17 protein-coding genes are annotated in these 14,515 nt (G+C 35.0%); 4 read left to right on the forward strand and 13 right to left on the reverse strand.

Annotated elements, in window-relative coordinates; genetic code table 11:
- Positions 1-96 precede the first annotated feature (96 nt).
- From FC37_RS04830 to FC37_RS04840, 3 genes are read right to left on the reverse strand one after another with little or no spacing between them, the layout of a single operon-like run.
- Complete coding sequence (locus FC37_RS04830) at positions 97-1,479, reverse strand: RsmB/NOP family class I SAM-dependent RNA methyltransferase (protein ID WP_025005657.1); 1,383 nt, start codon at positions 1,477-1,479, stop codon at positions 97-99.
- Entirely contained in the window at positions 1,460-2,437 is a 978-nt protein-coding gene (locus FC37_RS04835) for a hypothetical protein (RefSeq protein WP_056945518.1), read from the reverse strand. Before FC37_RS04835 ends, FC37_RS04830 begins: the two co-directional genes overlap by 20 nt.
- The gene (locus FC37_RS04840; protein WP_025005656.1) at positions 2,427-3,179 is read right to left on the reverse strand and encodes a hypothetical protein; all 753 of its coding nucleotides are present in this window, start codon (positions 3,177-3,179) and stop codon (positions 2,427-2,429) included. The genes FC37_RS04835 and FC37_RS04840 overlap by 11 nt, the downstream gene beginning before the upstream one ends.
- Before the next feature lie 85 nt (positions 3,180-3,264).
- On the opposite strand from FC37_RS04840, the gene lepB reads away from it, so the two are divergent.
- On the forward strand, positions 3,265-3,834 hold the full coding sequence (gene lepB, locus FC37_RS04845; RefSeq protein WP_025005655.1) for a signal peptidase I: 570 nt from the start codon (positions 3,265-3,267) through the stop codon (positions 3,832-3,834).
- Between the two features lie 62 nt (positions 3,835-3,896).
- Complete coding sequence (locus tag FC37_RS04850) at positions 3,897-4,088, forward strand: LBP_cg2779 family protein (RefSeq protein ID WP_003627439.1); 192 nt, start codon at positions 3,897-3,899, stop codon at positions 4,086-4,088.
- Between the two features lie 48 nt (positions 4,089-4,136).
- On the opposite strand, the gene FC37_RS04855 is transcribed toward FC37_RS04850, so the two are convergent.
- The 9 genes from FC37_RS04855 to FC37_RS04895 all read right to left on the reverse strand — a co-directional run bounded on the left by FC37_RS04855 (position 4,137) and on the right by FC37_RS04895 (position 12,116).
- A complete protein-coding gene (locus FC37_RS04855) occupies positions 4,137-5,462 on the reverse strand; it encodes a replication-associated recombination protein A (RefSeq protein ID WP_025005654.1) in 1,326 nt (441 codons plus the stop codon).
- A gap of 59 nt (positions 5,463-5,521) precedes the next feature.
- Entirely contained in the window at positions 5,522-6,334 is an 813-nt protein-coding gene (locus FC37_RS04860; protein WP_236697281.1) for a hypothetical protein, read from the reverse strand.
- Between the two features lie 13 nt (positions 6,335-6,347).
- On the reverse strand, positions 6,348-7,175 hold the full coding sequence (locus FC37_RS04865) for an ABC transporter permease (protein WP_025005653.1): 828 nt from the start codon (positions 7,173-7,175) through the stop codon (positions 6,348-6,350).
- A gap of 10 nt (positions 7,176-7,185) precedes the next feature.
- Positions 7,186-8,031, reverse strand: a complete 846-nt coding sequence (locus FC37_RS04870) for a hypothetical protein (protein WP_025005652.1) — start codon at positions 8,029-8,031, stop codon at positions 7,186-7,188.
- Positions 8,031-8,738, reverse strand: coding sequence for an ABC transporter ATP-binding protein (locus FC37_RS04875; protein ID WP_025005651.1), 708 nt, complete (start codon positions 8,736-8,738; stop codon positions 8,031-8,033). Before FC37_RS04875 ends, FC37_RS04870 begins: the two co-directional genes overlap by 1 nt.
- 1 nt (position 8,739) lies before the next feature.
- Complete coding sequence (locus FC37_RS04880) at positions 8,740-9,105, reverse strand: GntR family transcriptional regulator (protein ID WP_025005650.1); 366 nt, start codon at positions 9,103-9,105, stop codon at positions 8,740-8,742.
- 272 nt (positions 9,106-9,377) lie between these two features.
- Positions 9,378-10,619 carry a peptidase T gene (gene pepT, locus FC37_RS04885; protein ID WP_025005649.1) on the reverse strand — a complete coding sequence of 414 codons (1,242 nt, stop codon included), beginning with the start codon at positions 10,617-10,619 and terminating at the stop codon, positions 9,378-9,380.
- 20 nt (positions 10,620-10,639) lie between these two features.
- Positions 10,640-11,437, reverse strand: a complete 798-nt coding sequence (locus FC37_RS04890; RefSeq protein ID WP_056945519.1) for a Nif3-like dinuclear metal center hexameric protein — start codon at positions 11,435-11,437, stop codon at positions 10,640-10,642.
- A complete protein-coding gene (locus tag FC37_RS04895; protein WP_025005648.1) occupies positions 11,430-12,116 on the reverse strand; it encodes a tRNA (adenine(22)-N(1))-methyltransferase in 687 nt (228 codons plus the stop codon). The genes FC37_RS04890 and FC37_RS04895 overlap by 8 nt, the downstream gene beginning before the upstream one ends.
- A 102-nt stretch (positions 12,117-12,218) precedes the next feature.
- On the opposite strand from FC37_RS04895, the gene FC37_RS04900 reads away from it, so the two are divergent.
- Positions 12,219-12,659 carry an 8-oxo-dGTP diphosphatase gene (locus FC37_RS04900; RefSeq protein WP_056945520.1) on the forward strand — a complete coding sequence of 147 codons (441 nt, stop codon included), beginning with the start codon at positions 12,219-12,221 and terminating at the stop codon, positions 12,657-12,659.
- Positions 12,660-13,328, forward strand: coding sequence for a M23 family metallopeptidase (locus FC37_RS04905; RefSeq protein ID WP_025005647.1), 669 nt, complete (start codon positions 12,660-12,662; stop codon positions 13,326-13,328). It abuts the gene before it with no gap.
- Positions 13,329-13,387: 59 nt separating this feature from the next.
- On the opposite strand, the gene rpoD is transcribed toward FC37_RS04905, so the two are convergent.
- A complete protein-coding gene (rpoD, locus tag FC37_RS04910; RefSeq protein ID WP_056945521.1) occupies positions 13,388-14,500 on the reverse strand; it encodes an RNA polymerase sigma factor RpoD in 1,113 nt (370 codons plus the stop codon).
- Positions 14,501-14,515: the final 15 nt, after the last annotated feature.

Here is a 14,515-nt window from a genome sequence, read left to right on the forward strand (position 1 = left end):
AATCCTTTTAATATTTATTTAGTTCTTTTTCTTACGGTCCAAGCCGAAGATTGAGAAACAGTCGAAAAATTTCTTTTATAGCCGCAACTGCCGCGATTATTTTCTAAGTCCTTTAGGATAGAAATTTTTCAAAATTCCATTACCAGTAATTTTGCCAAAACTAAAAATCATTTGACTATAACTAACCAGCACAAAACCACGCAAATCACTTTGGACCTTAATCGTTTCTCCATGTAAGTACTTTTGGTAATCATCCAAGATTGCCAAATCAACTACACATGTCTGCTCCAATTGACCTAATACTTCTGCAAGTTGATGACCCGGTTCGAATCTCTTTTTCTTTAGAATTCCTAATTCGACACCATTATTAACAATGTGCAGCTTAGTCTTTTCAGGTAAAACAATCGCAGGAATAAAGACATGATCATTTCTAACCATTGCTTTTTTAGACCAATCACTCAAACTAGTAGGCAAATTAAATTGATTAATCACCTCTGCAACTAGTTCTTGTTCGTTCTTAGTCAAACGCAATGGATTCTTTTTTTGCTTTTTCTTTTTACTCTTTTTGGTTACAACTTCTACATTGCCACCATTTTTCTGCAATACAGCAGCAAACTGACCTTCACCGACTCCATCTTGTGGCCAAAATCTAAGCGTTTTGGTCAAATCTTGATTATTATCACTCCACTCAGGATGACCTAGACTTATTCTTTCATCTTTGATTCCAGTATCTAAAATACTAAAATCGTGTTCATTAACTAACCAGCTAACAATTTGTTCATCTTCTTCTGGAGCAAACGTACAAGTCGAATAGATCAAGCGTCCATTTGGCTTGAGCATCTTAACTGCTTCGTTCAAGATATCTTTTTGTCTTCTTTGACATGTCAAAACATAATCTTGAGCCCAATAATCAATTGCTTCAGGATTCTTTCTAAACATCCCTTCTCCACTACATGGAGCATCAACTAAAATTACGTCAAAGAAATCAGAAAATACTGGCGAAAGTTTTTCTGGGCTTTCATTAGTAATCAGTGCATTACTTATTCCCCAACGCTCGATATTTTCTCTTAAAGCTTTAGCTCTACTGCCAGAGATTTCATTAGCAACTAACAGTCCTTCGTTTTCTAGCTGCTCTCCTAATTCAGTTGTTTTCCCACCAGGAGCAGCACAAAGATCTAATACCCTGTCTCCAGGCTTAACACCGCTCAACGCAGCAGGAAACATCGCAGCAGGATCTTGCGAATAAACGTATCCACTTACCCATTCAGGATCTTCACCGCTTATTTCGCCATAATATGCATCCCTAAGATCAGGAATTGGTTTATTTAAGTCATAAGATAATTTGATCGGATTCTTTAACGTATTAATTCTAAAAGCCTTTTTGCTTTCTTCATTCATTGCCGTAAAAAGTGCTGTCGCTTCTTTATCGCCTAATAATTTTTCGTATTTTTCTTTAAATTCAACGGGTAGCTTTAACAACTTTTTTATCCTTTCTTATTAAGTGATATAACGTGATACAAAATGCCACTACATTCATTAGCCATGCCACAAGTAAAACTATGCTCAACACACTAGCCACTGAATAAAATGCATGCCATCTTAAAAAGATATATGCTAAAAGTCCACAAACGCCTTCTACCATTAAAGTACGAGCACTACGATTAATTACCCAATTGCGGAATAAATCGCCATGAAGGTGGGTTAATTTAGCTTGTCGCATCATTAAAATTGCAAGTACTATATTAGTTACCACACCTAGTATCATGCAAGTTATTAACATTAAAATATTAGGCAATACTGACAAGCGGTCACGGTGATGTTCCTGTACAAATGAAGGAATATGAAGCTTAGTGTGATAATGTTTAGCTATCTTACTAATTACATACGGAGTACTATCAATCACTATCCTATAATTTCTTAACTGATCTCGTGCTGTAGGCTGATTTACTCCTGTGCTCAGATAATATTTATCCATTTCAACTTGAGGATAATTTTTAAACGTGCCAATTACAGAATAATAATTTCGTCCTAAAACAACATATTTATTATTTTGTGCTTCTAAAACATTGATCTTAGCGGTAGGACCTAATACAGCAAATGAGACTTTCCCTTCAAAATCATCTGGAGAAAAATAGCGTCCTGTTTCTGTCGGCAAACTTTTTACCACATGATTACTCCAGACTAAGACCTGCTTTTTTTCATAATTACTATCGAAGTGTAATTGAATCTTATGATTTTTATAGTTCTTATTTAGGTAACGTAAAAAAGAACTAATGCTTTCATCGCTATCTGTTCTAAAATAGCGTGTATTGTTAGTCAGCCCATGGGCTTCTAATACTTCATCTGCATAATCAGATTGAATATTAGAAATCATAGTGCCTATTCCCAAAAACATAATTAACGGTACTAAAAGTAAAAAAATTCTTTTAAAATTCATTATCTATCTCAAATATCCGTTCATCAATAAAATCAAAACTTTGAAATGAACTATTAATTTCATTCAAAGCTGCTGTATGTTTAAACCAATTACGTTGCCAGAATTCTGGCGAATTAGTTGCCCCATCTTCTTCACCAATGAAGATAAAATGCTTTGCATTACTATATTTTTGCCATGCATCAATTGCCGTAAGATCACTTTGACCGAAATTGGGTGACCAAGAGCAAAGAATCAAATCCACATCGGAATACTTTTTTATTGCTTGCGCTGCTTCTAAATTAATAACTGGATGAAATGGCTCCGCACCTGTTGATGAAGTCTTAGCCCATTCTAAGGAATCCGTACTTATTGTTTGAATTCCAACATTTGCTAGTGTACTTGACCAATAAGCATTGCCAGCCATAATTTCCAAAGCAGTATCAATCTGCATCTTATCTTTTATCAAAGCTGCCGTTTTTAAATTGGCTATTGACCAAATGCCATATTTCAAAGATAAGTATTGCCGAAAATTATTAAATAAGTTATTAATATCGGTTAATTTTCTTTTTTGATTATTTCCGATTTCTTTTAAAACATCTTCAAATTGATCTGGTAATAATCCCAATTTATCTGGTGCGGCTTTTAACGGCTTACCATTACCAACGTAATGATCAATTTGTTTTATTTCTTCTACTTGACCATGTATCAGAGGATGATTAATTTCATCATCTAACATAGTTAATTTGTGCAAATAATTCGTCATATCTTCCTACCTTACCTAATGATTTTACCATTCAAAGTCATAGAAATCAGTTATAATAAAAATAGCAAATAAAAGGAGATTGTTTATGGGAGAAAAAACTAAGAAGAAAAATGAAGACGAAGAAAGCATAGGTCATTTTGTTCTCGATATAATCATTATGTTTGCGATTTTGATGGGGATTTACTATTTTGTATTTAGCTTTTTCCTTTCAAATGAAACAGTTTCTGGCCCCTCAATGCAGCCAACATTTGAAAATGGTGATCGTTTAATTGCCGTTCGTCATTTTACGCCTAAGCGCAATGATATTGTGATTTTAAAAGCTCCTGATCAAAAAGGCGCTTTATATATCAAGCGTGTAATTGGCACACCTGGCGATATGGTTACTTCAAAAAATGATAAGCTTTACATTAACGGTAAGCAAATCGCTGAACCATATTTGAATAACAAGTATGAAAAGCAAGCTCATCGTTTAGGAGAACTATATACTAACAATTTTACATTAAAAGAAAAAGTACCTAAGAATCACTACTTCGTCATGGGTGATCATAGAGATGTTTCTAAAGATTCTCGTTACTTTGGCTTTGTTAAACGGAGTGCACTTATTGGGAAAGTTGTCTTCCGCTACTGGCCATTTACTCAGTGGAAAACATTTTAATTATTTAAAAGTTTTATTTTGTATATAATTTGATTAAAATTAAAGTGTAAGGAGAGATTATTATGAATGAGCAACAAGAAGAATTATCGAATGCAATTATTGATTTTCAAGTTAAACACCATGTTAATGATACTGATTTAGCTTTTGCTAGTCACCTATCTGTTGAAAAGGTGCATGCAATGAAAACTGGTGATGGGGAATTCACCAACGAAGAAATTAATCAACTTTATGACTATATGTCTGCTAATGCTTAATTAGTAATCATAAAAAGGGCTTCACTCTTAATTTGAGTGAAGCCTTTTTTATCCGTGTTTTTCATGCCAAGCCTTAATTTGAGCTAGCCTCTTCTTAAATCGAATCTCATTTCCCTGATCACTAGGATGATAGAATACCTCGTCTTCTATCTCTGGCGGCATAGTTTTCATATTGGTCAATTTATCCGGACTGTCTTGAGCATATTGATAATCTTCACCATAATGCAAATCCTTCATCAACTTAGTTGGTGCATTCCTAATCTGCAATGGAACTGGGAGATTCCCTGTCTTCTTAATTAATTTCTTTGCCTTTTCTTGTGCTACATAAACTGAATTAGATTTTGGTGTAGAGGCCAAGTAAATCACACATTCTGTTAAATGAACTCCACATTCTGGCAAACCGATGTATTTACATGCTTGAAAAGTATTAATTGCGACATTTAAACTATTGGTATCTGCTAAACCCACATCTTCACTAGCGAAACGAACTAGTCTTCTAGCAATATATAAAGGATCCTCTCCGCCCTCAATCATACGGTTAACCCAGTAAACAGCTGCATCAACATCACTGTTACGCATTGATTTATGCAAAGCTGAAATTAAATTATAGTGTTCTTCACCATGTTTGTCATAACGTAAAGATTTAGTATCAATTAACTGACTTAAAATATCATCATCAACTACAACAGTCTTACCAGATTTTTTACCATTCAAAACGGCAATTTCAAGAGTATTTAGACTGCTACGTGCATCCCCATTACCAAAGATTGCAATCTTACGTAAAGCCTCATCTGATATTTTTATATTAAATTCAGGAAAAGCATTTGGATTCTTTAACGCTTGTTTTAAAAGTTGAATGATATTATCGGTAGTCAAAGAGTGCAACACGAATACCTTCGCTCTACTTAAAAGCGCCGAATTTACTTCAAAAGAAGGATTTTCGGTTGTAGCACCAATCAATGTGATACTCCCCTGCTCCACAAACGGCAAAAAAGCATCCTGTTGAGCTTTATTAAAACGGTGAATTTCATCAATAAAGACAATTGTCCTCTCACCAAATTGGCGATTTTGCTCTGCCTCTTCCATAATTTTCCGAATATCTTTGATTGAAGAAGTAACCGCACTAAAGGTGATAAAATGCGCCTTCGTGCGTTTAGCGATGATTTCAGCAAGAGTTGTCTTGCCTGTGCCAGGTGGTCCCCATAGAATTAATGAGGGCACCTCATCCTTCTCAATTAATTCACGCAAGATCTTATCTGGACCGATTAAATCAGCTTGACCAACGAAATCTGCTAAGGATTGTGGACGCACGCGGTCTGCCAATGGCGTATTTTGATTTTGATTTGCTAAAGAAAATAATGATTCTTCTTTCATAACTTTACCTCAAAATCATTATAACAAGAAAAACAGCCATCTTAATGATGACTGCTTTTTTAATAATTTGCGATTTTAGGTTCCACAAAGCTATGAACAAACCAGAGATCAATACTGTCAAATATAAGATTAACAATAAATAAAATCAATGTGTCCAACCACATTGGATCATACTGCCAAATTATATTAGCGTGAGGCGACATGCGCTTAATATCGATCAAAGTTTCTAAATGAGAGAAAATAATTAAGCCTGAATACACAGCAACAACTACTAAGATTGCGATTACTAGTAATCTAATCCACAACGTGCTCTTAAATGGAAGAAAATCTGTGATCATCCTTGAAGCAAAGTTAGCAAAACTAACAAAAAGATAAATAAGTAAAATGATCATAATGATAAAGAGCCAATGTAATAAAACATCTCTCATTAAATCATAGTGTGCTGGCCAAAGCTGAAAATCTCGATAGACTTGAATAAAACTGTTTAATCCGTAACCTGGCAGCAACAAGATCCCATTAATAATTTGTTGCAAGAAAAAGAACAAAGCACAGGCAACCATGCTTGTAGACACATTGGCTAGATAAGTCTTTCTTTCATCAGCAGCTACTAAATGCCAGCTCTGACTCAAGTTAATCTTTTCATTTTGCCAGCAGGTCACTGCACAAAAGGCAATGTCAAAATAGATGGTCAGCCACATGTAAGTATCTTCCCAGTATCCTGTTAAACCTGAATTAACTGAAAAGTTACTGGGCATGGTTATTCTCAATACGGTCATAAAAATGACTGTAAAAATGTTAACTACAAACAGCAAATAAATATAACGCTGTTTTTGTAACCACATCTGTTTAAATAAATTCCAAAAACTAGTCAAGTTTCTCACTTTCCTATCTTATCTTGGGTTCAACGAATTTTTGTACTAAGTAAGAGTTAACTATCCCTAAAATTAGTGAACCAACAAAGTATTCAATAGTAATCATTGGGAATGTATCACCACTGTATGCTCGATTTTTCATCATATGATTGATATACATCGTAGTTATTTGATCATTAATTCTAAAGGCAATGGTGACACCTACGATTACCAAGATTGCCATAACAAAAATCTTGATCACAGTTGAGTTCTTACCAAGTAATTGATCTGTAATAGTTCTGGTCAAAAAATTGGCAAAACTAACAAAACAAAAGATGATTAAAACCAATCCAATTAGCCAAAAGATCAATTCAAAAAAGCCTGCATAATCAGACCATGAATTGAAGCCGGAGGTTTGATTGAAAATTTTGACTATATTATAGCCATAGCTAAGGCAATCAATTACAAAGACAATGATCCCCAGCACAACTTGAATGACAAAGATATATGCGCATTCAACCAAACTGGTAAAAATATTGATCCACCAAAGCTTAATACTTGATACTGGTATCAACTGCCAAGTCTGACTCAAATTAATCTTTTCATTTTGCCAGCAAAGTAAGCCAAGAAAAACAACATCACCAATAGCAGTAGTCATTATTCCTAAGGCCAAAATAACATCCCAAAACCTAGGATGTGAACCTTGACCAAACACCAAATAGCCTTTAGCAAAATTGTTGCTAGTGATCAGATCCATTAAAAAAATAAAAATCACTACAAAGGTTTGTACCAATAATACTAGATGAGCATAGCGTCGTTTCTGGACAAACATTTGCCTAAATAAGGCCGAAAAACTAGTCATAAGTACCTCCTTAATTTTGCTTTGCTTCGACAAATTTGTTCAAGAGCAAAATATCAATCAAGGTTACTACCACATCAAAGAGTAAAAATGCTACTAATGTACCACTCATTTGCAAATCATTATTACCATCAGCTAAGAATGGAATAAAATTACTAATTGCACCAAAAACAACTGTAGTTGCTTTACTTAATAACCAAATAATCGCAATAATAATTACTACTCTAACGATAAACATAATAAATTTGCTAGAACCGTTAGGCAAAAAGTCCATAATACTGCGGCTGCTTAAGTTAATAAGGCTAACAATGGCATACCAAGCATAACCGAGTAATATTACTAAAACTAAAGCTCCAAGCAGACTCCACCAGTCTTGTACAGCTAAGCGGTGACTTTCCTCAAAGAAACCAGACAAATTCTTTCTAACTTCATTCACCGTTAAGACAGGTAAACAAGTAACTGCTACGGTAATTCCTTCCAAGATGATTAACCACAGATAAGAAATAAAAGCAGTCCCAAAATTACTTAGCAAAAATTCAGTATCATTAATAGGAATCAGTCGCCAAGTTTGACTACGGTTAATCTTTTCATTCTTAACGGATGAAATAATCCAGTAGACAAAGTTTGCAAAAAATGATGTGATAAACATCATGACACCAAAGATCAATAAGTAAGCAATCAAATGGTTAGTTACCTCACGATGACCATTAATCATCATGACATTGGGTTCGCCTCTCATGGAAAAAATCATCCAAAGCGAAAAGCACAAACTTGAAAATGCTTGAATCAAATAAATTAGATAAACTGCCCTACTTTTTTCTTGAAACATCCTGTTGAACAAAGTATTGAAACTAGTCATTATTCATCATCCTCATCTGCATAAAAACTTTCATAGTATTCTTCAATGCTCTTATGATTTTGACGGATATCATCAGCTGATTTATGTTCTAGAACTGTATGATCTTTTACAACAACTACTTCATCAAGCAATGATGAAATTTCGTTGACAAAGTGATCTGAAATTAAAATTGTGGCCTTTTCTTCTTTCCAAAGAATAATAGAGTTGATGATCTTCTTACGTGCCATCGCATCAATTCCACCAAAAGGTTCATCAAGTAAGTACAAATCAGCTTTGCGTGCAAAGGTCAATGCAATAATCAACTTTTCTCTCATACCACGTGATAATTGACTGAGTTTCATTTCTGGATCAAGCTTCATGAACTTACGTAATTCAGTAAATTCATTTTCATCAAAATCTTGAAAAATGATGGCATAAAACTTAACCACGTCCTTAATCTTAGTGGAGTCACTGAAACCAGTTAAGCCATCAGTAAAGGACAATTTAGCCTTTCTCTCGGCTTCTTTAGTTGAACCTTCAAGATTGACTTCACCGCGATAATTCTTTGCGACGCCGGCAATAATTCGCATCAGAGTCGTCTTACCAGCACCATTTTCACCTAATAAAGCAACGATTTTACCTGAAGATAGATTTAAATTTACATCTTTTAAAATCATCTTCTGATTCTTTTTATAAGATAAATCTTTGACCTGTAATAAATCTGACATTTTACTCCTCACTTTCCTTTAAATACTTTTCCAAAACTGTCACTAAACTATCTCTTTCAACACCTAACTTAGCCATATTCTGAACAAACTCATCTAATTGATTATCAATCAATGTTTGCTTAGTTTTGGCTAATAATTCTATATCTTCAGTAACAAAATTACCTTCGCCTCTCTTAGTGTAAAGAATGCCTTGATCGTTCATCTGTTGCAAAGCACGTTGAACTGTATTAACGTTAACTGTCAATTCAAGTGCTAACTTTCTTACAGATGGGATTTTCTCTCCTGCTTTCATCTTCCCCAAAGCAATTTGACGATATAAATATTGTTCAATTTGAAGATAAATGGGAATATTATCTTTAAATTCCATTTACTCACCTTCTGTTTTTAGCTGTATTACATATCTATTACACTCATAATATAACTATCTTTTTGCCTTTTTGCAAGCATTAAATTTGTTTCACAATTTAGAAAAATAATAAAAAAAGCTTATACATCCTATTAATAAAGGATGTATAAGCTTTTAATAATAGCAGTGAATTATTTTTATAAGATAAAGTTCAAAACAATTCATTGGTTTATCAATGATTTCATGTTGTTTAAAAGTATATATTTTAAATGATTATGACTAAAATAGTTTCACTACTTAGCTCTTTCCGCATTTAATTCTGCCATCTTAATCATGACATCGACCGCTTTATACATTGATTCAAGCACAGTATATTCGTAGCGGCCATGCATGTTTTCTTCACCGGCAAAAATATTAGGACATGGCAAACCCATGTAAGTTAATTGAGAGCCGTCTGTACCACCACGAACTGGATCTTCATTAACTTCTAAGCCTTCTGCCTTGTATGCATCCCTAGCTAAATCCACAATATCCATGTGCTTCTTCAATTCATCAGCCATATTGTAGTATTGATCATTCATTTGAAGCTTAATACGTTCAACGCCAAATTCATCGTTCATCTTTTTAACGATTGACTTAACCAAATTCTTACGGTCTTCAAGTCCATCACGTTCAAAGTCACGAATAATGTAATCCAGATGAGCGTTATCAACAGTACCATTAAAACTCAACAAATGGAAGAAACCTTCACGACCATCGGTGTGTTCTGGACGATCGTGTTCAGGTAACTGATTATGAAAATCAATTCCGACTTGCACAGCGTTAATCATTTGACCTTTAGCTACAGCTGGGTGAACGTTAACCCCTTGAATATCAAGACTAAATTGAGCAGCAGAGAAAGTTCCCCAGTCCAACTTACCTGGTGCTTCACCATCAACAGTAAAGGCAAAATCGGCTCCGAAATCTTTTACGTCAAAATGTTCTGCACCGGTACCAATTTCTTCATCAGGAGTAAATGCCAAACGAATTTTACCGTGCTTAACTTCTGGATGATTCATTAAGTATTCCGCAAAAGTCATTAATTCAGAAACACCACACTTGTCGTCCCCACCAAGCAAGGTATCGCCTGAGGCAGTAATAATAGTTTGGCCCTTGTAATTCTTCAAGTGTGGGAAGACCTTGGGATCAAGATAAAAATCTGAGTCACCTAATTGAATCTTGCTTTTACCATCATAATTTTCATGAATTTGTGGCTTAACATTTTCTGAATTAAAGTCAGCAGTATCACTGTGTGCTAAAAAGCCCATTACTGGAACATCATAGTCAACGTTTGAAGGAATTTCAGCAATTACACTACCTGCTTTTTGGTTGTAATGAATGTCACTTAAACCTAAGTCTTCAAGATCCTTCATAATGACGTTCTTTTGGAAGTTTTCTTCTCTTTCAGTTGAAGGAAAACGATCTGAATGTTCATCTGAACGTGAATTTACTTTTACATACTTTAAAAATCTTGGTAACAAGTTTGGGTATTCCATTTACTCTGTCCTCTTTCTATTTAAAACAAATCTTGGAATGGATTAGTTGAAACTTCTGAAAGCTCAACGCAAACATTCCAGTTATTCTCTTCGTTCCATTTCTTGAGACGATCGTATACCTTATATTTAAACAATTTTTCAGTATAATGACCAGGGTCAACAACTGTTAAGCCTGATGAAATCATATCATGACCTACGTGATAGTAAACGTCACCAGTAATAAAGGCATCTAGATTATCATCTAAAGCGCTAGTCCAATATTTACCACCATCACCGCAAATAAAACCAACAGTAGAAATTTGTTTTTCATTATCTGCAGTAATCAGTCTAGCCATCTTAATGTTCATTTTATCTTTAACATAATAGGCAAAATCATAAGCTGACATTGTTTTAGGCAACTTACCTTTACGTCCCATTGCAATGCCATCATCATCTAAACAAAATGGCTCTACATCTTTTAATCCTAATTCTTCAGCCTGCCAATCGGCAGAACCATTTTGAGCTTTATCAGAATTGGTATGAATTGAATAAACAGTAATTCCATTTTTGATAATCTCGCCATACATTGCATTTTGCGCATTGGCAAAGTTCAAATTGCGAGCTGGTCTAAACATTACTGGGTGATGACTAACAATAAAATTAACACCTTTTTTGACAGCTTCTTCAACTACTTGCGGACGTACATCTAAAGTAGTCATTACTTTAGTAACATCAGCATCCATTGAACCAATTTGCATGCCAACAGGATCGCCCTTAGAAGCAATGTCTTCTGGGAAATCTTGTCTCAAGCGTTCTACTATATCTTTAACTTTAGTCATCGCTTAATTCCTCCTTAATCAGTTGAATATTATGTTCAACTTCATTAATACGGTCTTCATCTTTCTTGCGTGCTTTATTCAAATTTTGCAGCAATTTTTCATAATATTGCAATTGCCCTTGCCACTTTTGATAAAAGACTGGATTTTTTTCACGCATGATAAATGGGCCAAATAAAATCTCTTTTTCAGTTAAATCATGCTTGTCTGAAGTTAATCCTGCCTTAATTAATTCATAAGTGTGGCCTGCTTCCGCAATTAACTTTTCAACTACAATTTGATAATTATGCATCATTAGCCAATTACGTACACCTGCTTCACCGATATTAGGCTCAAGCACTAAATTCTTAAATTGAAAATCTTTACTCCAAGCTGTATCTAAGATATCTACCATTAATTTACCGCCCATACCAGCAATAACAACAGTATCTACTTGATCTTGATGAGTAATAGTCTCCAAGCCATTGCCTAAACGCGTTTCAATTTGGTCACTTAAACCTGCCTCTGCAATATCACTTTTAGCATTTTCAAGCGGACCTTCAGCTACATCACTTGCAATGGCAAATTTTATTTTTCCTGATTTAACTAATTCAATTGGCAAATAAGCATGGTCGGTTCCAATGTCTGCAACTTTGCTGTCCGGATCAACCATTTTTGCCAGCGTATTTAATCTTAAGTTCATTTAATCCTCCATAAAGAGTATGTTTAATCAAATTTTAGCATATTTAGTAGTTGTTTTTAGTCATGTTTTGCTATAATCGTACAAAGAAAGTGGGTTTTTGCATTGAAAAGAACTGAGACAGTAACTTTAACTAACATGTGCATGATCAAAAATGGAGATAAAATTCTAGTTTTGGACCGCAACGATCCAGTTTGGCCAGGCCTTACCTTCCCTGGTGGTCACGTTGAACCACATGAGTCTTTTAATGATTCTGTTGTTCGAGAGATCAAAGAAGAAACCGGACTGGCCATTTCTCATCCCCAATTTGTTGGAGTAAAGCAGTTCTATGATAAAAATCATGAACGTTATTTAGTCTTTTTCTATGTTGCCGATAAATTTAAGGGGACAGTCAAGGCATCAGACGAAGGGACTTTAACTTGGATGACTAAAGAAGAGCTGCAGCAACATAAGCTAGCTTATAATTTTGATCATGATTTACCTGTATTTTTCGATCCTAATGTTAGTGAACATATGCTTGATGGAAAACGAGATGAACTTTTTTAGATGAAAAAAACAGAAAGCAAAGTATCGCTTTTTATTGCATTAATTGCAATTATTATTTTTGCTTCGGTACCGCTTTGGCACTTTGATTTAAATGCCAATAGACCTCAGACTCAAGTCGTAAAAAAGAAAAAGCCTAAAAAGAAGAAAAAAGTAGTTCATAAGGTTACCTGGGGTTATCCTTTTAAACGCCTTTACGAAAAGAAAATAAAATTTAAATCAGGTCAAAAATTCGGTGAAACTGACATAATTAGACGTTACTACCCTACTAAGAGTTACTTCCACGATGGTTACGACTTCGGCTTCAGCGAAGTAGGACACTCCACTGTTTATGCTGTGCATGCTGGGACAGTTCATAAAGTTAAGTATGCTCCAGGCCTTGGCTTATATGTTTGGGTGATTTCTGATGATGGCTATGTAGAAATCTATCAAGAAGGTTTTCTCAGCATCACAGATATTTACGTAAAGAAGGGCCAAAAGATTAAGTTAGGCCAAAAGATCGGTCGCTTAACCGGTTCTCACATCCACTTAGGAATAACTAAGACAGACAAGAAATACATTGATAAACATGGTGTACCATGTCGCTACTACTGGAAAGACAATGGTACTTGGCTCAACCCAATGAAGATCATTGAAGATGATATCGCTAAAGGAAAAGTCAGCAAACAATAAAGCAAATCAAAAAAAGACGTTAAGCAAATGCTTAACGTCTTTTTTATAGATCTAGATAATTAATCCATAAAGTCACGCAATTGATTTGAACGACTTGGGTGACGAAGCTTTCTTAAAGCCTTAGCTTCAATCTGACGAATACGTTCACGAGTTACGCCAAATACCTTACCTACTTCTTCCAAAGTACGAGTACGGCCATCATCAAGACCAAAACGCAAACGTAAAACATTTTCTTCACGGTCAGTCAAAGTTTCAAGTACTTGTTCAAGTTGTTCCTTAAGCATCTCATAAGAAGCATGTTGTTCTGGACTAGTTGCATCCTTATCCTCAATGAAGTCACCTAAGTGTGAATCATCCTCTTCACCAATAGGAGTTTCAAGAGAAACTGGCTCTTGTGCAATTTTAAGAATATCACGAACCTTATTGGTTGACATATTCATTTCAGCACCAATTTCTTCTGGAGTTGGTTCACGACCTAAGTCTTGTAACAATTGACGTTGAATTCTAATCAACTTGTTGATCGTTTCAACCATGTGGACAGGAATTCTGATTGTACGAGCCTGATCTGCAATAGCACGAGTAATAGCTTGTCTAATCCACCAAGTAGCATAAGTAGAGAACTTAAATCCAAGACGATAATCAAACTTATCTACGGCTTTCATTAGCCCCATGTTACCTTCTTGAATCAAATCAAGAAATGACATTCCACGTCCCACATAACGCTTAGCAATAGAAACTACCAAACGAAGGTTAGCTTCAGCCAATTCTTGCTTTGCTTCTTCGTCCCCTTCTTCAATTCTTTTGGCAAGTGCAATTTCTTGATCAGCAGTAAGAAGAGGTACACGTCCAATTTCTTTCAGGTACATCCGCACTGGATCGTTCATTCGAACGCTGGATGGTGCAGACATATCTTTTAATTCAGCCTTTTCAACATCTTTTTGTTTCTTTAAGGCTAGTCGTGATGGATCCCCATTCTCATCTACAATACTAATACCGTTATCTTCAAACTCTTGTACTAGTTGATCGACAGCCTTACCCTGCAAATTATATGGCTTAATCAGACGAGCAGTGAAATCTTTTTCTGTGATTATCTTGTCTTTTTTAACGTCCTTAACGACTTTCTTAACCATCTTGTCTAAAGATAGTTTTTGTGTAGTTTCTTTTTCTGCCACTAAAAAGCCTCCTTA

Origin of the sequence: Lactobacillus gallinarum DSM 10532 = JCM 2011, from assembly GCF_001434975.1 — a bacterium.
Taxonomy (GTDB): Bacteria; Bacillota; Bacilli; order Lactobacillales; family Lactobacillaceae; genus Lactobacillus; species Lactobacillus gallinarum.

Bases quoted from the DNA above. Each gene is read 5' to 3' on its own strand.
- FC37_RS04835 (WP_056945518.1), bottom strand. From the start codon at position 2,437: ATGAATTTTAAAAGAATTTTTTTACTTTTAGTACCGTTAATTATGTTT.
- FC37_RS04840 (WP_025005656.1), bottom strand. From the start codon at position 3,179: ATGACGAATTATTTGCACAAATTAACTATGTTAGATGATGAAATTAAT.
- lepB (WP_025005655.1), top strand. From the start codon at position 3,265: ATGGGAGAAAAAACTAAGAAGAAAAATGAAGACGAAGAAAGCATAGGT.
- FC37_RS04850 (WP_003627439.1), top strand. From the start codon at position 3,897: ATGAATGAGCAACAAGAAGAATTATCGAATGCAATTATTGATTTTCAA.
- FC37_RS04855 (WP_025005654.1), bottom strand. From the start codon at position 5,462: ATGAAAGAAGAATCATTATTTTCTTTAGCAAATCAAAATCAAAATACG.
- FC37_RS04865 (WP_025005653.1), bottom strand. From the start codon at position 7,175: ATGACTAGTTTTTCGGCCTTATTTAGGCAAATGTTTGTCCAGAAACGA.
- FC37_RS04870 (WP_025005652.1), bottom strand. From the start codon at position 8,031: ATGACTAGTTTCAATACTTTGTTCAACAGGATGTTTCAAGAAAAAAGT.
- FC37_RS04875 (WP_025005651.1), bottom strand. From the start codon at position 8,738: ATGTCAGATTTATTACAGGTCAAAGATTTATCTTATAAAAAGAATCAG.
- FC37_RS04880 (WP_025005650.1), bottom strand. From the start codon at position 9,105: ATGGAATTTAAAGATAATATTCCCATTTATCTTCAAATTGAACAATAT.
- pepT (WP_025005649.1), bottom strand. From the start codon at position 10,619: ATGGAATACCCAAACTTGTTACCAAGATTTTTAAAGTATGTAAAAGTA.
- FC37_RS04890 (WP_056945519.1), bottom strand. From the start codon at position 11,437: ATGACTAAAGTTAAAGATATAGTAGAACGCTTGAGACAAGATTTCCCA.
- FC37_RS04895 (WP_025005648.1), bottom strand. From the start codon at position 12,116: ATGAACTTAAGATTAAATACGCTGGCAAAAATGGTTGATCCGGACAGC.
- FC37_RS04905 (WP_025005647.1), top strand. From the start codon at position 12,660: ATGAAAAAAACAGAAAGCAAAGTATCGCTTTTTATTGCATTAATTGCA.